Below are 17,264 nucleotides of genomic sequence, written 5' to 3'. Positions count from 1 at the left end.
GAGTTCGAACGCAACCGCATCATCACCGTGGCATGAGAATCCAAGCAATTCGGACCACGCGAAACCCGGGACACGCCAATGTCTCCATCAAACCCGGTGCGGTTCAGTTCTTCGATCTGGTGTTCGTGTTCGCCATCACGCAGATTTCACATGGGCTCATCGAGCACCCTGATGGCGAGACATTCATTCGGACCTTCGTGCTGACCCTGGCCATGTGGTGGGTATGGGTATACATGACCTGGGCAATGAACTGGCTCAACCCCGACCGGTCGCCGATCCGCGTCATGCTCATCTCGGCGATGCTGGTCGTCCTGCTGATGTCGAGCTCGATACCCCAGGCATTCGATGAACGGCAGGGCCTGACGTTTGCGGTGGGCTACGTGTGCCTGCAACTCGGGCGTACCGCCTTCATGGCCGTCGCGGCCCGCAACTATGACTCGGCGCTGAGCCTGAACTTCGTCCGGGTATCGCTCTGGTTCGCGATTTCCGCGGTCTTCTGGATTCTGGGAGGTGTGCTGCCGCCGGAGGAGCGCCTCTACCTGTGGGCGGTGGCGATCACCGTCGACATGCTGGCACCCCTGATCCGCTTCGGCTTGCCGGTTCTGGGCGCCACCCCACCGATGGTGTGGGCCATATCCGGGGAGTACATGGCGGAGCGCACGGGCCTGTTCATCATCCTGGTCCTAGGAGAGTCGATCATTGTCACCGGTACTGCATTCGGGGATCTCGAGGGCACCCTGCTTGAGATCAGTGCCTTCCTGTCCGCGTTCGCGAGCACGGTGCTGATGTGGCTGTTGTACTTCGCTCATGATGAGAGTCGTGGTCGGCGCTTCATTACTGCGTCGGACAATCCGGGTCTGGTTGCACGATCCGCCTACACCTGGGTTCCGGTGATCCTCGTACTCGGCATCGTGCTCACCGCGGTCGCCGATGAACTTGTCCTCCTGCGCCCCTCGGAGAACTTCGGGGCCGAGGAGCAGTCAGTGGGGACTACCACGTTGATCTGGGCCGCGTCGTCCGTGTATCTGCTCGGGAATCTGCTGTTCAAGCGCGCCATCGGCAGGCCGTGGCTGTGGTCTCATGCCACCGGGATCCTCGCCCTCACTGCTCTTTTCATGGTCTCCGGATACATCGTTCCCTTGGCCATGAACTGGGCCAGCAACGCCGTCCTGCTAATCGTAATCCTTTGGGACTATCGCACCCGAGCCCAAAGCGACACGTCCGAGGGCAGGGCGACCGTCGATTAGCTACTGCGTCGGCGCGATTCAATCGGCCCAATTGGAACATCCATCGGAGGACAAGAACCCCCGATGAACTTCTCGTCGCTGTCATGCGGGGTGCCCAAGCGATGAATTGGACGATTGCGTTGTCTGCAGGGCGGCTTATCGACCGCCTGCCTGCCGGTGCGCTTGTTGTATCGCGCCGGGCGCGGCTGGGGGGCCGTCCACGGCGCAGTGCGCGGGGTGCCCGGAGTCCGCCACCGCCGGATTCCGGATAGTGATGGCAGCGAGCAGACCGCCGAACACCAGCGCCACAGCTCCGATCACGCAAGCGGTCCCGAAGCCGGCCTCGAACTGCAAAGGGTTGCCATAGGCATCACCGGTGAGGCCCGCAGCGGCCGGCAGGACAGCGATCGCGATCAAACCCGCGGCCCGGGCCACCGCGTTGTTCACCCCGGAGGCCAGCCCCGCCTGGTGCTCAGGCACGGAGGAAAGCGCCGTCGAGGTTAGGGGTGCAACGAGCAGTGACAGGCCGAGCACGATCACCGGAGGCAGCACATCCAGCAGGTACGACGCCTCCGGGCCGATCCGCAGCATGAGGACCAGTGCCACAGCACACAGCAGCGGTCCGACCGCCATCGGTATTCTCGGCCCGATCCGGGAGCTGAGCGCACCTGCGCGCGGGGACAGGACAAGCATCAGCGCCGTGATCGGGAGCATCGCGGTCCCGGAGGCGACCGGGCTGAATCCCGCCACGACCTGGAGATGGACGACGAGCAGGAAGAAGATGCCGCCGAAGACGGCGTAGATGAGGAAGGTGACGGCGTTCGCGGCGCTGAACTGGCGGTTAGCGAAGATCCGCAACGGAAGCATCGGATGCTCGGATCGCCACTCGACCACGAGGAAGGTCACGGCGGCGGCGAGGCCCAGGACGCCTGACGCGAGGACAGTCGGAGAGCCAATCCCCTGCGTCGGCGCCTCGATCAGGGCGTAAGTCATTCCAGCAAGGGCCAGCGCCCCGAGGATGGCTCCTGCAACGTCGAGCCGGCCGGTTGCGTCGGTGTCGCGCGTCTCGGGTACGTGCCGCGACGCGATCCGGACGACAGCTGCGGCGATGGGGACGTTGATGAGGAAAATCCAGCGCCAGGAGACGCTCTCCACGAGCCACCCGCCGAGGAAGGGCCCGATGGCGGTGGCCACCCCGCCGAGCCCGGACCAGGCGCCGATGGCCCGCGCGCGGTCTTCACCGGCGAAGCTGGCCTGAATGATGGCAAGACTGCCTGGCGTAAGTAGCGCCCCTCCGATCCCCTGCAAGGCGCGAGCCGCAATGAGCAGCCCGGCGTTGGGGGCCAGCCCACACAGCAGGGAGGCGACCGCGAACCAGATGACACCGACGATGAAGATGCGCCGGCGCCCAAACCTGTCGCCCAAGGAGCCGCCGAGGAGGATGAAGGAGGCAAGCGTCAGGGTGTAGCCGGTGACCATCCACTGAAGGGCGGCGAAGTCGGTGCCCAGGTCAGCGCCGATCGTCGGTAAGGCGACGTTCACGACCGTAGCGTCGATCCCGGCGATACCCGACCCGAGCACTGTTGCCAGCAGGATCCACCGTCCGGACACCGTTTCCATCCGGATCTCGCTCATGGCTCACCATCCGTCCAAGCCCCGCCGTGCCGCGGGCACAAGGAAAATGTGGCATCGTCCTCGTAATCACGCCATCGCCCTGCGATCGTGTGGGCTTTCGAGCTCATCCATTTTCTGCTGCGCCGACAGGCCAAGGTTTTCTCGATTCCCGGTCGGTGCTGGGCTGTCTTTAGCATCAGCTGCACTGTGGACGCTGGGCCTTAAACGGTGAGGAATTCTAGTATTGGAGGCCTGCTGCGAAGACATCATCCTCACCAGCTTCCTGCCTGGACTTTCCTCCGACCCCGCAGTGTGGTTCCTTGAGTGGTTTCCCTGTCCTCGCGATCCCCTGAATTCCTTCTTGTTACTGCTCGGGGATCACGGCTGGAAGTTCGGGGTGTGACTCAGGCGGGGGTCTGGTAATCGACGGACTTCAGCCATCCGGGAAGATCCAGCACCGTGGGGTGGATGGTGCGAACCTGGTGCAGGTCGGCCTGGTAGGCCGGGGTCTCGGCAAACCAACCGAACATGGCCTGCATATCGTGCTGGCCGCCCAGGACGCTCAGTGGCAGTGCCTCGTAACGTGCGGGTAAGCCGGTGTGCTCAGCGTAGGCGCGGGCGAGTTGAGACCCGGTGCGCTGATCCCCTGCGATCTCGATGGCCTTGCCGGAGATAGCCGCCGGGTCCATCAAGACAGTGGCGGCGATGGCTCCGACGTCCCGGGCGGCGATCATCTGCAGCGGCACACCGTCGGGCAGTGGCAGCCGCAGGACGAGTTGGCCGCTTTCCACCGTGGGTGCCATGTAATGGAAGTTGTCCATGAAGAACACCGGCCGGATGAAGGTCACGGGCATACCCAATTCCTCCAGGTGCTCCTCGATACGGCGCTTGGATTCGAAGTGCGGAATCCCGGAGTGCCGCTCAGCCCCACCGACAGAACTGAACACGACGTGGGGAACCTGCGCAGCGTGGGCTGCATCCGCGACCGCCAGGCCCTGCCGGGTTTCCCCGACGGTGTCCTCGGTCTGCATCCCACCCGGCGGGGCACTCATGAAGAACAGTGCTTGGACGCCTCGCAACGCGGAAACCAGCGTCGAGGGCGCATCGGCATCAACCTGCACCAACTCAACCCCTCGCTCGTGAAGAGCGTGCGCCTTATCCGAAGACGGATTGCGCACCAGGGCGCGCACGGACGCCCCCTGGTCCAGCAACGCGCCGATGACCGCTCCGCCCTGCTGGCCGGTGGCTCCATAGACGGCGATGATGCCGGAATTGTTCACGGTGCGCTCCTTATCATGGAAAAAATGGTGAACCTGGCGTCGGCGCAGAACACGGCCCGGATGGTGCTGCTCCTCGCATCATCGCGATGGCAAGGTTCCGGCGCGACGGGCTAGGGCTGATCGCGACCGCGCACAAAAGGCTGCGCTCGATAAACCGATGGTCTCTCGGGATACCGGAATTAGCTAGGGTAGCGCGCCAACTCATTGCGGTGGACCGGATGCCGATCGCCGCGTCACTGCCCAGCACACGTGTGGCTTTGACGCGGCGGGAATTGATCAGCCCTAAATTCCTCGACCTGGACTTCGACCGCCACGATTACCGTCGGCAGCCCCGGGAATTTCGCTGCACACTGTCTCGGAAACGTTCGCCGTCGTCCGTAGCCTCAAGGCCGGGGACACCGTTGGTATCCTCCGCGAGGCCGGCACCACACCTTGCAACGATCAAGCTTGGCTTGGGGTGCTGTGACTTAGGACAGGGCAGTGATGGTGTTGGATCTTATCGATGCGGGGCTGCTGCCGATGGTGTTGGTTGCGGTGACGGTGAAGGCGTACGCCCTGCCGGCGGTGAGGCCGGTGATTGTCACTGTCGTTGCGGAGGCTGCGATGTTGACGCTGCCGATTCTCTGGGTTCCCGAGTAGGCCGTGATGGTTTGGCCCGTCAGGGGTGAACCGCCGTCGCTGCCCTTGGTCCAGGACAGTGATGCCGATCTGCTGCCGGCGGTTGCTTTGACGTTGGTTGGTGCGGCCGGGGCTTTGGCTACGGTTCCACCGCGTGCAGTGGGTGCGGCTGCGTAGAGGAGCCTGTTCGGGGTTCCGGCACTGGCCGAGGACACCACGTTCGTAGTGGCCTCGTTGTTAAGTGTCGCCGTGACCTGTGCGGGAGTCAGCGAGGGCTGTTGGGCGAGCAGGAGCACTGCCGCGCCGGTTGCGTGCGGGGCGGCCATGGAGGTACCCGACAGGGTGGCCGTCGCCGTGGTGGAAGTCGATGACGCCGACATGATGGACACACCGGGTGCGTAAAGGTCCACGCAGGTCCCAACGTTGGAAAAGGAAGCCTGCCGATCCGAGGAATCACTCGCAGCCACTGTCAGGGCCGCAGGCAGCCTTGCGGGAGATGCGGTACAAGCGTCAGCGGCGGAATTTCCTGCTGCCGCTACCGCGGTGACGCCGTCATTGATGACACCTTGCAGTGCCGCATCCACGGTGGAACTCGCGGATCCCCCCAGGCTGAGGTTGACCACAGCTGGGGTTCCTGCGGTGTGGTGGCCGGCGATCCAGTCCAGTCCCGCGATCACGTCGGAGGTGTATCCGGAGCCGGTGCAACCAAAGACCCGCACCGGGACGAGGGTCGCTGATTTGGCGACGCCGTAGGTCGTGCCCGCGATGGTGCCGGCGACGTGGGTGCCGTGCCCGTTGCAGTCGCTGGTGCCGCGGCCGTCGGACACGGCTGACCAGCCCTGGACAACCCTGCCGCCGAAATCCGTATGGGAACCGAGGATGCCGCTGTCCACCACATAGGCACTCACTCCTGCCCCGGTGGCCGCGGTCGTGTAGGAACCGGACAGCGGCAGGGTGCGCTGGTCGATACGGTCCAGCCCCCATGGTGCTGGCTGTTGGGTAGCCGAAATGCTCATCACCGTGTCACGCTCGACGGCTTCCACCTGCGGCGCATTTGCCAGCACGGCGGCCTCGGCCGGCGTGACGGTGACAACGGCGGCCCGTACTGCCTTCGAGAACTCCCGCCCCACCCCGATTCCCTTGCCCCGTAACGCTCGTGCCTTGGCTGCGATATCGGTGCCCGGAGCGTACCGGACCACATATTGGGCAGTTCCGTCCGCCCCGGCCGGTGCCGTCCCGGGTCGCGTTACCTCCGGGGCTACGGGTGGCGCGGCGAACGCCGTCGGCGCCATCCCGGCCAGTAACACGGAGGACACGACAGCGGCGGTAAGGAAACGGGGCACGGCTGGCAGCACGGGGGCCACCTTTCAGTTCGACAATCATGGGAAGGACCACAGCACAGGCGTAACTTGTTCCCCAAAGGTAACGCGTGCACCAGCGGGGCAGGCTCGCTTTGGACGATCCTGCGCAAAGCCTGCCCCTCCCCAAGGATCTCCTGTGCAGAACCCAGCCCTAACCGTCCAAAGGAGCTCTCGAAGTCAAGTTGACCAATGGCCGGAAACCAACAGGTCCAGGAGAAACGGCAGGCCAAATAGCGTTGCGAAAATCGAGCCTCATATGTTTGCGATTCACAGATTTTCGGTGGGAATCTAACCTGAAAATAGTGGAGCGGTGAAAGATCGACTTGCGGGCGCAGTACGGAACCCATCCCATAAACTTGATGCCATCCGACCCGGTCAGCGTCGGACGATGCAGCTTTTCTACTTCGAGCCCTTCCTGACCACGGGCTATAGATCGAGGAGAACACTCATGAGTGAGCATCAATCCGGACACTTGGTTGCCGCTCTGGCACGCGCGATGAGGGACATCCGATCGTATGCGGCGGGAATGGAGACGACCGCCCTCGCCGCGAAGCTTGAGGAAGCAGTGATTTTCTATTGGGGGAAAGACCACGGAATTACCTGGGACGAGATGCTGTCGATGGCGCGGGATGTGAAGAACGATGCAGCCTCGCCCCGAACCTGACAAGGGACATTTTCTTTCCATCGTGGGACCTAGATATGAACTCGGTCATCGACAGCTACACCGAAGGATGCCAGCGGAACTCGGCAGCCCTATAGATGGGGTTCATTGACCGGCGACATGTGATTTTCATCCTCGGTAATGCTCAGGGGCGGGGTTACGATCAAATGTCACTCGTTCGTCGTTCTCAGGAGGAACATCATGACCAATACACCCGCGTCCCGACCGGGAGTGAAAACAAACGTCCAAAAAGCAGCAATGGCTGTTGGGGCAGTCTTTCTCCTCGTCGGTGTCCTTGGCTTCATTCCCGGCATCACAGCCCCGTACGACGAACTAGGCCTCGCAGGTCACGAATCCGGCGCACTGCTCCTGGGCCTGTTTCAAGTCTCGATCCTGCATAACCTCGTCCACCTGCTCTTCGGCGTCGCCGGCATCGCACTGGCCCGCACCAACAGCGGGGCCCGCTCCTACCTGCTTTACGGCGGCATCATCTACCTCGTGCTCTGGGTCTACGGACTGCTCATTGACATGGACTCGGCCGCGAACTTCGTTCCACTCAACGACGCCGACAACTGGCTACACCTGTTCCTTGGCATCGGCATGATCGCCCTGGCGCTTCTACTGACCCGCAACAAAGATCGCAACCGGAGCCACACCGCCCACTAATACGCACCGAAGGTGGTTCGAAATCGGTGGTGAACATAGCCCCATCACCGGAACAGACCCCCAACACAAAGGGAGGGAACGGCCACCAGCCGTCCCACCCTTTGTGCTTAACCATCGAAACGGCATCGAAGCTCATGAACACAGCTGGTTTCAACGGGGTCAAGGCCAATGAAGACTTGTTTCCCTCGTGATTCGGCAGGCGCAGGACTGCATTGAAGCGGGCGCGAGTCACTCATGTTCGATTGGGAATTGGTGGATTTTGGAGCGGGCCGCGTGCCAGTTGTTTAGCGTTACCGGGATCACACCACTTACCGCTGCGATTTACAGGACTTGAATCTAAGCCGTGACCGGTTAGGGTCTTTGTTGCTGTCAGGCGGGCTTCGGCATCGCTGTGACGACGACGTTCTTTCCCCACGGATCTTCGGTGTAGCAGCTGATCAGGACCACGCGGTTGGGGACGATATTCCAGATCTCGCTGTCCTTCAGCGTGTCCTTGTCGTGAGTGATGACCTGATCGACGATGTAGGTGATGGTTCCTGTCTCCGTGGTGAGGGCGAACTCCGTTCCAAGGAGTGCCTCACCGCTGAGCCTGTTGAAGGGCGCCTCCCTGCCGTCCCAGCTGTGCCCGGCGATGTAAGTGGTGTTCTGCGACCCGGCCCCGGGGCTTCCGTAGGGCGTGAGCCAGTACGCATCGAGTGTCAGGGGCGGCACCAGGGACTGCGATTCGAGGTCCGCTTCGCTCGGCGTCAGGGGAAGGACCGCCATGTCGATCCCGGCGGCAGCGAAGGAGAGCCCGACAGGCTGGGATGCGGCCGGCCCCGGATCCGCTGTGGGGGCAGCTGGCGCGGAAGGCTTGGCCGCTGTCATTCCGGGTGTGACCGTGGGTGTGCCGGAGGTCACGGCGGCCGGCGGGGTCGCGGCGGCGGAAAGCCTGCTCGATGACGGTGCCGCGGATGGTGCTTCAGCGGAGTCCGGAGGCAGAACCGACACCGCGATCGCGAGCACGGCGGCCGCGATACATGGAAGTGCTATCCAGCGCTTGCCCGGCCGCTTGCGCTTCGCGTGCTCATGTCCTGGACATGCCTGACGGTGACGTCGAATACGCGGACCGGGTGAGCGGGGGTGAGCGCGATAGTGTTCATGAATCGACCTTTCCTGCACACCGGCTGGATTCATTGGAGTTCATACGCCGGTTCTCCAAAGGGGTGGAGGTGGCTGTGCCCCGTTGGATGCACCAGATGACCGCGCAGTACGTAACTCGGCAGACCGGCGAGGGATTTGTTGTTTCCGGTTGCGGGGTAGAAGCATCCTCTGCGGAGGTAATAGGCGGGCACGCCGGGAAGATGCCGGCGGTTGTGGACTGTCGGATACAGCAGGCCATGGACGATCCGGTATGCCGCCAAACCGGGGATGTTCACATTATTGTGGGTGCCGGGGTAGAGATCTGCGAACATTCCTGGTTCCTGTTGATGACCGTAGGGCGGAGGCAGCAGCCACAGGATGCTGTGGTTCCCGAACGTGGCTGCTGCCTCCGGTTGTGTCTACGGCAGGTGGGGATCCACGCCGTAGTGGTTGGCAAGGTCGGTGATGACAGCGTGGGCGCCCTGGATGCTGACGGACGCCAGGAATGTCGCATCATCGACGGGAAGGACGTCTCCCTCAAGTCGCTTCCACAGGGGATTCGATTCGAACTTTTCCTGTTGGGCGCGGGCGGCGTCGCCTTCAGGGCCTTCGGGGGTGAAGGCGCTGACCATGATCAGTCCGGCATCGCCTTCGAGGATCTGCTCAGCGGAGAGCGGAACGAAAATAGATTTAGTGGTGTCCGGTGCATCAACAGGGCGCGGAATGCCCATATCGGCCATGATCTCTCCGATGAAGGAGTCGGAGGAGTAGAGGCGTGCGGTGTCTTCACCGGCGAAACGGATCAGGGAGTAGGTGGCCTCGGGCTTGGCGGCCAGAATTTCCTCTCCGACCGCCTTGGCCCGTTGCTCATAGGCGGTGACCAGTTCCTCGGCTTTTTCCTTTTTGTCCAGGGCTTCGCCCAGGAAGACGACGTTTTCCTTCCATGTCGGACCGGTGCTGTCGGAGAAGATCGTGGGAGCGATTTTCGACAGCTGCGGGTAGAGGGCTTCATGGCGGACTTTCGCCGAAACGATCAGGTCAGATTCCAGTTCCAGGATCTGTTCCAGGTTGGGTTCTGCGATGGTGCCCACATTCACGGAATCTTTGGTCGCCTCATTAACCTCCCCGAGGTAGGGGGCGAAAGGATCGTCCGGGTCCTGGCGGTACTGGACGTATCCGACGAGGTCCGCCTCAAGCAGCAACGCGGCATCGATGTAGCTCGGGTCCAGTGCGACGACCCGCTGCGGTCGTTCCTCGATGGTGGTGGAACCCATGATGTGTTCCATCGTCAACGGATAAGTCCCGGCCTCAGCAGAGGTTGAGGCGGCGGACGTTGACGGGCCAGGGGTTGTGTCGTTGGTGGCTGCGGAAGCACCACACGCAGCGGTGCCCAGGAGCGCAACTCCTGCCGCGGCTGCCCAGAACGGCTTGAGAAGACGAATTTTCACGAGGACTGCTTTCAATGGGACGTGGCGCGTCAGTGCGCGTAATGGGTTAGGTAAGCCTTACCTGTCGTAGACTGTAGCAGCAGTCAGGAAATAGGACATACGCGCATGACGTATTGAGCAAAGGGGTGTCGGTGAAGGTCACGAGCGCTGGTTCTGCCCTCGCTGCGGATGCAGCCTCACACCCAAACGGGAGCCCAGATGAGGCTCGTACATCGAGGGCCGTGCACCTACCCCCGGCGACATCCTTGCTCTTTGCCGTGCTGGTGCTGTTGGCGGCAGTGGTTCTGAGTCTTTGCATTGGTGGTCAGCCGTCCTCGGTGGCGGAAGCGTGGCACGCTGTTTTCGGGCCAACGGGTACGACCATGGATGTCACGATCCGTGAGCTGCGCTGGCCGCGCACGCTCATGGCCGCCGTTGCCGGTGTCTGTTTGGGGCTGGCGGGAACCCTCGTGCAGGGACACACCCGCAACCCCATCGCCGACCCGGGGCTGTTGGGCATCAATCAGGGTGCTGCCCTGGCCATCGTGGCCGCCATTGCGGTTGCCGGTCAGGTTCCGCCCCTGGCCCAGGCGTTGTTGGCTTTCGCCGGCGCGCTGCTGGCCAGTATCGCGGTGTTCCTGATCGGCTCTGCCTCCCGGCATGGAGCCACCCCGGTCACCCTCGTGCTGGCCGGCGCCGCGGTGACGGCCCTGTGCTCCGGGGTGGTGTCCGGGATCGTGCTGCTTAACGAGGCCGCGCTGGACACCTTGCGTTTTTGGCAGGTCGGCTCCCTGGCTGGCCGCAGTGAAGCATTGCCGGTCATCTGGCCGTTCATTCTTGCCGGTCTCATTCTGGCTTTCCTCAACACCGGGGCACTGAACGCGTTGGCGCTCGGTGAGGACACGGCCACGTCGTTGGGGATTTCGGTGCTTACTGCCCGCGCTACGGGTATCGCGGCAATTACCCTGCTGGCCGGTTCCGCTGTCACCATGGCCGGACCGATTGCCTTCGCGGGATTGCTGGTCCCGCATCTTGCCCGGGCGCTGGTCGGCGCCAACTACCGTTGGCTGATCGTGGTTTCACCCGTGGTAGGGGCCGCTCTGCTGTTGCTTGCTGACACGACCGGCCGGGTCATTGCCCGGCCCGGGGAGCTTTCCGTAGGCGTGGTACTTGCCGTCATCGGCGCACCGTTCTTTATTTACCTTGCACGGCGCCGCAGGCTGGTGACGTTATGACCACCGACGCGGTGCTCCGTCGGGAGCAATCGTTTCGTTCCATCCGGGTCTTGCGTGCCGGGCCGGTATCGCTCCGGGTAAACCCGCGCGCTCTAACCCTGACAGGTGTGCTGGTGCTGGCCGTGGCCGGTTTGACCGCCCTCCATGTCGCCTTCGGTGGGACCACAATCGCTTACCTGGAAGTACTGCGCGCCCTGCTAGGAGATACCACCGATTCCCGGACCCATCTGGCGGTCACGGAGTTCCGGGCTCCCCGGGCAGTGGCCGCGGTCATCGTCGGTACCTGCCTCGGTGCAGCCGGGGCCATCACCCAAACCGTGGCACGCAATCCGCTGGCCAGCCCGGATGTCCTCGGCGTGACCTCCGGTGCGTCACTGGGCGCTGTTGCGGTCCTGGTCATCGGCGGCGGTGGCTATGCGGGTCTGAGTGGCGTGGCCGCGACGGTGGGAATGCCTGCTGCGGCGTTCACAGCGGGCCTCATCAGCGGTACGGCGGTGTACCTGCTCGCGTACCGCAACGGCATCGACAGCTTCCGCCTGGTCCTGGTGGGCCTGGGCATCTCCGGATTCGCTGCCAGTATCATCACCTGGATCCTGACCCTGGGCGATGTCACCAGCGCCGCCCAGGCCCTGACCTGGATCATGGGCTCCCTCAACGGCAAAGACTGGGCCCTCGTACAGCCCATGGCAGTCATCGCCGTCGCCCTTCTCGCCGCCGCTGTCCTGTGCGGTAAGTGGCTGCTGCTGACCAGCCTGGGCGAGGACACCGCCATCGGGCTCGGGGCCCGCGTCGGCGTCGTCCGGCTCATCGCGCTGAGCATCGCCGTGCTATTGGCCTCCACCGCCACCGTCGTCGCGGGCCCCCTGGCATTCGTTGCCTTAGCCAGCCCCCAAATTGCCCGGCTGCTTACCCGTTCCGTCGTGCCCCCCATCGTTGCCTCCGCCCTGACCGGAGCCGTCTTCGTGCTGGTAGCAGACACCGTTGCAGCCAACGCCCTGAACACTCCGCTGCCTGCCGGCGTGGCCACGGCCATCGTCGGTGCCCCATTCCTGATTTATCTGGTCCTCAAATCCCAGCGGAGACTCACATGACACCCCAACCAACTCCCGTGATGCGCACCGATGCGCACCCTTTAGCACGGGCCCGGTTGAAGGCGGAAAACATCAGCCTCGGCTATGACGGGGCGGATATCATCCAGAACCTTTCCCTGGCCATACCCGACGGGAAGATTACCTCCATCATCGGACCGAACGGGTGCGGTAAATCCACGCTGCTGCGCGGCCTCGGTCGGCTCCTGACCCCCCGGGCCGGGCAGATGACACTCGACGGAATACCGCTGGCCGCCCAATCCACCCGCCACATCGCCACCCAACTCAGCGTCCTGCCACAAGCACCCACGGCACCGTCCGGTCTCACCGTCGCTGATCTGGTCTCCAGGGGCCGGCACCCCCGGCAGAAGTGGTACCAACAGTTCTCCGTCCCCGACCACACCGCCATCACCGACGCCCTGCAAGCCACCGACATTTCAGACCACGCCGACACCCCGCTGGATGACCTCTCCGGCGGCCAGCAGCAACGCGCCTGGATCTCCATGACGCTGGCCCAGGAAACCGAAATAATCCTGCTCGATGAGCCCACCACCTACCTCGACCTGGCCCACCAGGTGGACGTCCTAGAACTGGTGCAACGACTCAACCACACACACCACCACACGGTCGTCATGGTCCTTCACGACATTTCCCTCGCCGCCCGCTACTCAGACCACATGGTCGCCATGAAAAACGGCGCCATCGTGGCAGCAGGAACACCACACGACGTCGTCACAGCTCAACGGCTAAAGGAAATTTTCGGCCTGAACGCCCATGTCGTGACCGAACCAACCCAAGGACGACCCCACGTCATCCCCCTCGGAACATCAGGAACCATGAACCCTCTGCTGGAAACAGAAATGGCAGGGTATTGACCGGCAGCCCGGCACCGGAGGACTCTCCCAACAGGGCCCTCGGCATCCCAAACCCGACCGAGCCTGACCAGCCCGGTCCGCAGCGTTGAACACCAACCCGAGGAGATCACGATGAGCACCCCTCTCTTCAATGACCTGCTGGCCCGCCACGTCGGCAACGAATTCGCCGCCTCCCACCAGTACATCGCCGTAGCCGCATGGTTCGACAGCCAGGACCTCCCCCAGCTGGCCAAACACTTCTACCGCCAGTCACTGGAAGAACGAAACCACGCCACGATGATGGTCCGGTACATCCTGGACCAAGGACTCACAATCGCCATCCCGGCATAGGGCTTGTTCGCAACGACTTCGCCAAGGTCGAAGACCCCTGGCTCTAGCCCTCGCCCAGGAACAGGAAGTCACCGAGAACATCAAGGAACTCTTCGCCGCAGCCCGGGCAGAAAACGACGCCCTGGGCGAGCAGTTCATGCTTTGGTTCCTTAAGGAACAGGTCGAAGAGGTCGCCTCGATGGCCACGCTGCTAAACATCGCCCGGCGCGCGGACAACCTCTTCGAGATCAAAAATTTCCTCGCCCGTGAACGCGTCGGCGACCACGGACATCCCGGTGGACACCACACCGGCCAAGTCGGACGACACTATGACTCCGGAACGCCGGAAGCCGCTGGCGGATCACTCTGATCGCCCCGCCCGTCGCTAGCGAACTTGGGGAAACTGGATCCGACCATCGATCAAAAGCGTGACGGGTCCGAGGCCGACCGGCAACCCGGCGAAGGTAGCGAGGGCTTCCGACCAACAGCAGCCCGCGAGCCATCCCTAAGTCCCCGCCCCAGCTCAGCCCGGCGAATGGTCCGGACCATTCGTTACGGAAGAAGTGGTGTCTTCCGCAGGGCAAAGCCCCAAGGTACAGCGGCTATGAAAAACGGGCCGGAAACCAGGGTCGAAATTGGGAGTTACAGCTACAGAATCCAGTGCAAACGTCTTCTGATATTCCGTACAAACGACTTCAAAAATGACAAATATTCCTTGGTGGTTGACCGGGAGAATGTGTCGCGGTGGAAGATCCGCTTGCAGCACGCACCCGGCTTTGACAAGCGACCTTAACACGTCAGTGAATGTCTCCCAATCGAGAGCTCGTCATTAAGCACCTGAAGCTGGTCAGCACGGGCTGCCTTGATTCAGGGCGGGGGGTCGCGTCGACTGCCGGGTTCTTGATGCCAGCAGAGGCTACATTATCCGCGGCTTCTCCGCTTTTTACGCTGCCCTCGGAGGTGGTGAGATTAGCTGCTTAGGTACTGTCCTATGGCTTCGTGTAGTTGGCCCGCTGTAGGAAGTCCGGCGATACCGTCTGGTGTCTGGTAGATACGGCAAGCGAGATCTGTGGTGGGCGCCCGTGTGGGAAAGAGATCGATACCATCAAGGGCGATGGTTGGAGAGCCAGCGAAAGCGGTCCCTTGGATTTCCGCTGATGATGTCAGTTCCTTCCGATGCACCTTGAGGTCAGTTCTTTCCAAAGCGGCCAGTGCGCTACTGATTCTCAGTGCTGTTTCCTCTGTGTGTGGGCAGTTTGGAATGTGCAGCAGTTCAATTCTCATGGTTTTTTCCTACGCGCTCGGTGTTCCTATGGGCCGGCTTTCGCGTGGGCTTGAGCAGCCGGTAGCGAGGGGCACATGTGCTAGTGCCGGGATGAATCGGCACGGGTCCGCGCGGATGTTTAGAGTACTGGGGCTGCGGGTACGTCGAGGTCGGTCTCGACGAGGTGGTTGTCAGAAAGTGGTGCGGGAGATGCGGCGGAGCCCGTCGACGTCGTCGATGGTGATCCGTCCGCGGCCCTGCCGGATGAGCCCGCGGGCGGCGAAGTCCGCCATGGTCTTGCTGGTCGCTTCGCGGGTGGCGCCGAGGAGTCCGGCGAGCTGCTCGTGGGTGAGTTTCACGGCGCGGGCGTGGGTGAAGCGGCTGCGCGGGGCTGTGTCCTCGAGTTTGAGCAGTGTCGAGGCGGTCCGCGCTGTGAGGGGCCGCAGCGCCATGTCGGTGAGTCGCTCTTCGAGGCGGGCCACCTGTTCGCCGAGGAGTCGGGAGATTTTCACAGCGATCTTGGGGTTGGAGAGGAAGTGTTCTTCGACGTCCGCGGCGCTGAGCTGGCAAATGATGGAGTCCTCGATGGCCTCGGCGTAGTTGTCATACATTCGCTGGCCAACCAGCAGCATCTCACCGAAGACCGCGCCGGGTTCCAAGATCGCGATGGTGAGGGTTTTCCCGTCCTCGGCGACACGGAAAATCCTGATCCGGCCTTCCTTGAGGATGAACAGGGCGCTCACCGGCTGGCTCTGGCTGAAGACGAGTTCACCGCTGCTGAACCGTTTCGGAGGAGACACCCGGTCCAGTGCTGCCATATCGCGCGCGGTGAGGTCAACGAAAAGCTCGACGGCGTTGAGGCAACTGAAGGGCTCCCCTGTCTCAGCCAAGGAATCTACCTCCCGTTCGTGGGGTGCCCACCCTTTCACCAGCGTACTAGCGGCGGAAAGGACAGTTCTCGAGCATGCATCATTCAAGCGGTGCGCTGTCATCGGTGCAGTCATCGGCGGCGTCGGATGATGACGGCGGCGACCAGTGCCAAAATAAGACCATAGATCAGGTGTCCCATCAGGGACATCAGGGACGACCCGCCGAGGGTGAGGACAGGCATTCCCATCATGGCCGGCATGATCAGCAGAGGCCCGAGTACCCACCACAGGGCCCCGTAGACCAGACCAATGAAAGCGCTTTTTACGAGGCCGCCAGTGAGCAGACCAGCACCGGGAATGGTCAGGGCGAGCCCTATCAGTATGGAGATCGCCAGGTGAACGATGAATCCCACGGCTGCTGAAGTGGAGCCGATAAGGGAGGCAATCATCGGGAGCATACCCATCATGGCCATCAATGCGCCAAAGACCACTCCACCGCTCAGCCCACCGACAACACCGGCCACGAGCCGCAACGTGATGGGTGGAGCCGTCGAAGCGGACGGAGTATTGCCCGCGGCATTAGCCGGTGCCGCGTTGTGTGATGCAGTCATGATGCATGCCTTCCTCGTCGCAAATGTTCTCCGACGGTAGGCTCCCACCTCGCCCGGCTCTGTAATCTGGAACACACAGCACCGATGAGCCCGAGGTGGCGACGCCTGGAGACTGCAGCAGCCAGGCCCGACCATCGACCTCTCACCGCGCGGTACACGGCATAGGCCGATAAGTAGACCCAGAATGGTCCAGAAAGGCACCGCCCATCCCCATTCGTCCTGCAGCCCACCTCCGATGATCTGCCCGCCGAGCACAATTGGGTGGTGACCTCGTCAACACTGGTCTCGGTGCTGTCGGCGCTGGCCATGCCAGCGCCTCCGAGGACCATCACACCGCTGATGGCGGTTGCTAACGGGGTCCAAAGGTCTCTTCCCACCACACACCCCCAGGGCGGGATCAGATGCCCGAAGCCCGTCCCAGATCCACCTCAGTAGCCGGTCCCAGTGTTGCCCTCGTCCGTCGGCGCGGTCGTCTCGGTGGGTTGCTCTGCTTCCGTGTTGTCACATGCAGCCAGAAGCAGCCCTGCAACGACGGCGGCGGAAGCTGCCATGATCCTCTTGTTCGTGGTCATGGATTAACCCTAGGCATGGTGATGTAGCGCATCAAGCGTCTCTAAGGGACTTCGGGGGGCCGACTCTCCCGCACCCTTTATGATCAGGTCCGCGCCGCGCCGCGCGAGTTGCTTTGGCGGCTTGAGAACCTCTATAGAAGTGTCACTATAGGAGCCTCCACTGCCGCCTGCACGACGAAATCGGACTTATGCCCCCTGCAGAGCTCGGGTATCGGGTCTGTGGGAATACTCAGCCTACGGTCCGTACCATGGTGCCGGGCCGCTTGGCCTCATTGTGTTTAGCCCGGGCAGTCCTCTAGTAATGGACTATGACAGTGATGCTGAGGTCCCTCGAAACCGCCGTGCCCGAAACGGTCATGAAGCAGCCCGACGTCCGCGATGCCTTCGCCGCGCAGCCCGACCTCACCCGGCTCGGCACCCGGCTCGTCAACACGGCGTTCGACTCCTCGGGAATCGATACCCGGTA

Annotated in this window: 16 protein-coding genes and 2 pseudogenes; 8 read left to right on the top strand and 10 right to left on the bottom strand. The window is 62.8% G+C overall.

The features are described 5' to 3' along the window. A partial coding sequence (locus tag IWX75_RS16855; protein WP_334684441.1) for a low temperature requirement protein A occupies positions 1–1,247 on the top strand: 1,247 nt, incomplete at its 5' end. Between the two features lie 135 nt (positions 1,248–1,382). Here the strand turns inward: IWX75_RS16855 and IWX75_RS16850 are convergent. From IWX75_RS16850 to IWX75_RS16840, 3 genes are all read right to left on the bottom strand, one after another. After that, complete coding sequence (locus IWX75_RS16850) at positions 1,383–2,861, bottom strand: DHA2 family efflux MFS transporter permease subunit (RefSeq protein WP_196823411.1); 1,479 nt, start codon at positions 2,859–2,861, stop codon at positions 1,383–1,385. Positions 2,862–3,244: 383 nt separating this feature from the next. Continuing rightward, positions 3,245–4,120 carry an NmrA/HSCARG family protein gene (locus IWX75_RS16845; protein ID WP_196823410.1) on the bottom strand — a complete coding sequence of 292 codons (876 nt, stop codon included), beginning with the start codon at positions 4,118–4,120 and terminating at the stop codon, positions 3,245–3,247. Positions 4,121–4,587: 467 nt separating this feature from the next. Continuing rightward, entirely contained in the window at positions 4,588–6,093 is a 1,506-nt protein-coding gene (locus IWX75_RS16840) for a S8 family serine peptidase (protein WP_334684440.1), read from the bottom strand. A 454-nt stretch (positions 6,094–6,547) separates the two neighbouring features. On the opposite strand from IWX75_RS16840, the gene IWX75_RS16835 reads away from it, so the two are divergent. Both IWX75_RS16835 and IWX75_RS16830 read left to right on the top strand, forming a co-directional pair. Continuing rightward, entirely contained in the window at positions 6,548–6,763 is a 216-nt protein-coding gene (locus IWX75_RS16835; protein ID WP_196823409.1) for a hypothetical protein, read from the top strand. Between the two features lie 198 nt (positions 6,764–6,961). Next, positions 6,962–7,426, top strand: a complete 465-nt coding sequence (locus tag IWX75_RS16830; RefSeq protein ID WP_196823408.1) for a DUF4383 domain-containing protein — start codon at positions 6,962–6,964, stop codon at positions 7,424–7,426. A gap of 369 nt (positions 7,427–7,795) precedes the next feature. Here the strand turns inward: IWX75_RS16830 and IWX75_RS16825 are convergent, their stop codons facing one another. From IWX75_RS16825 to IWX75_RS16815, 3 genes are all read right to left on the bottom strand, one after another. Further along, positions 7,796–8,431 (bottom strand): class F sortase, encoded by a 636-nt coding sequence (locus IWX75_RS16825; RefSeq protein WP_334684439.1) that lies wholly within the window; start codon positions 8,429–8,431, stop codon positions 7,796–7,798. Between the two features lie 167 nt (positions 8,432–8,598). Further along, a complete protein-coding gene (locus IWX75_RS16820) occupies positions 8,599–8,880 on the bottom strand; it encodes a hypothetical protein (RefSeq protein WP_196823406.1) in 282 nt (93 codons plus the stop codon). Between the two features lie 87 nt (positions 8,881–8,967). Continuing rightward, positions 8,968–9,996: an ABC transporter substrate-binding protein gene (locus IWX75_RS16815; RefSeq protein ID WP_334684438.1), complete on the bottom strand. Its 1,029-nt coding sequence runs from the start codon at positions 9,994–9,996 to the stop codon at positions 8,968–8,970. A gap of 221 nt (positions 9,997–10,217) precedes the next feature. On the opposite strand from IWX75_RS16815, the gene IWX75_RS16810 reads away from it, so the two are divergent. The 4 genes and pseudogenes from IWX75_RS16810 to IWX75_RS16795 all read left to right on the top strand — a co-directional run bounded on the left by IWX75_RS16810 (position 10,218) and on the right by IWX75_RS16795 (position 13,852). Further along, positions 10,218–11,210 (top strand): FecCD family ABC transporter permease, encoded by a 993-nt coding sequence (locus IWX75_RS16810; RefSeq protein ID WP_196823405.1) that lies wholly within the window; start codon positions 10,218–10,220, stop codon positions 11,208–11,210. After that, positions 11,207–12,301 carry a FecCD family ABC transporter permease gene (locus IWX75_RS16805; protein ID WP_196823404.1) on the top strand — a complete coding sequence of 365 codons (1,095 nt, stop codon included), beginning with the start codon at positions 11,207–11,209 and terminating at the stop codon, positions 12,299–12,301. Before IWX75_RS16810 ends, IWX75_RS16805 begins: the two co-directional genes overlap by 4 nt. Then, entirely contained in the window at positions 12,298–13,173 is an 876-nt protein-coding gene (locus tag IWX75_RS16800; RefSeq protein ID WP_334684437.1) for an ABC transporter ATP-binding protein, read from the top strand. Before IWX75_RS16805 ends, IWX75_RS16800 begins: the two co-directional genes overlap by 4 nt. A gap of 111 nt (positions 13,174–13,284) precedes the next feature. Further along, positions 13,285–13,852, top strand: a pseudogene (locus tag IWX75_RS16795) (ferritin). 599 nt (positions 13,853–14,451) lie between these two features. Here IWX75_RS16795 and IWX75_RS16790 read toward each other — a convergent pair. The 4 genes from IWX75_RS16790 to IWX75_RS16775 all read right to left on the bottom strand — a co-directional run bounded on the left by IWX75_RS16790 (position 14,452) and on the right by IWX75_RS16775 (position 16,798). Further along, on the bottom strand, positions 14,452–14,766 hold the full coding sequence (locus tag IWX75_RS16790) for a thioredoxin family protein (protein ID WP_196823403.1): 315 nt from the start codon (positions 14,764–14,766) through the stop codon (positions 14,452–14,454). A gap of 171 nt (positions 14,767–14,937) precedes the next feature. Next, a complete protein-coding gene (locus tag IWX75_RS16785) occupies positions 14,938–15,636 on the bottom strand; it encodes a Crp/Fnr family transcriptional regulator (protein ID WP_334684436.1) in 699 nt (232 codons plus the stop codon). Between the two features lie 110 nt (positions 15,637–15,746). Further along, entirely contained in the window at positions 15,747–16,226 is a 480-nt protein-coding gene (locus IWX75_RS16780) for a hypothetical protein (RefSeq protein WP_334684435.1), read from the bottom strand. Positions 16,227–16,654: 428 nt separating this feature from the next. After that, positions 16,655–16,798 carry a hypothetical protein gene (locus IWX75_RS16775; RefSeq protein WP_196823401.1) on the bottom strand — a complete coding sequence of 48 codons (144 nt, stop codon included), beginning with the start codon at positions 16,796–16,798 and terminating at the stop codon, positions 16,655–16,657. A 308-nt stretch (positions 16,799–17,106) separates the two neighbouring features. Between IWX75_RS16775 and IWX75_RS16770 the strand changes: the two are divergent. Beyond that, positions 17,107–17,264 (top strand): annotated as a pseudogene (locus IWX75_RS16770) (type III polyketide synthase); the annotation flags it as partial.

It is taken from the genome of Arthrobacter sp. CAN_A6 (assembly GCF_015751715.1).
Classification (GTDB): domain Bacteria; phylum Actinomycetota; class Actinomycetes; order Actinomycetales; family Micrococcaceae; genus Arthrobacter_D.
Note: the sequence above shows the minus strand (reverse complement) of the source record. Positions and strands in the feature narration are given on the sequence as shown.

Coding starts and splice junctions, on each gene's coding strand:
- IWX75_RS16790 (WP_196823403.1), bottom strand. CDS start 14,766: ATGAGAATTGAACTGCTGCACATTCCAAACTGCCCACACACAGAGGAA.
- IWX75_RS16780 (WP_334684435.1), bottom strand. CDS start 16,226: ATGACTGCATCACACAACGCGGCACCGGCTAATGCCGCGGGCAATACT.
- IWX75_RS16820 (WP_196823406.1), bottom strand. CDS start 8,880: ATGTTCGCAGATCTCTACCCCGGCACCCACAATAATGTGAACATCCCC.
- IWX75_RS16835 (WP_196823409.1), top strand. CDS start 6,548: ATGAGTGAGCATCAATCCGGACACTTGGTTGCCGCTCTGGCACGCGCG.
- IWX75_RS16830 (WP_196823408.1), top strand. CDS start 6,962: ATGACCAATACACCCGCGTCCCGACCGGGAGTGAAAACAAACGTCCAA.
- IWX75_RS16775 (WP_196823401.1), bottom strand. CDS start 16,798: ATGACCACGAACAAGAGGATCATGGCAGCTTCCGCCGCCGTCGTTGCA.
- IWX75_RS16850 (WP_196823411.1), bottom strand. CDS start 2,861: ATGAGCGAGATCCGGATGGAAACGGTGTCCGGACGGTGGATCCTGCTG.
- IWX75_RS16805 (WP_196823404.1), top strand. CDS start 11,207: ATGACCACCGACGCGGTGCTCCGTCGGGAGCAATCGTTTCGTTCCATC.
- IWX75_RS16800 (WP_334684437.1), top strand. CDS start 12,298: ATGACACCCCAACCAACTCCCGTGATGCGCACCGATGCGCACCCTTTA.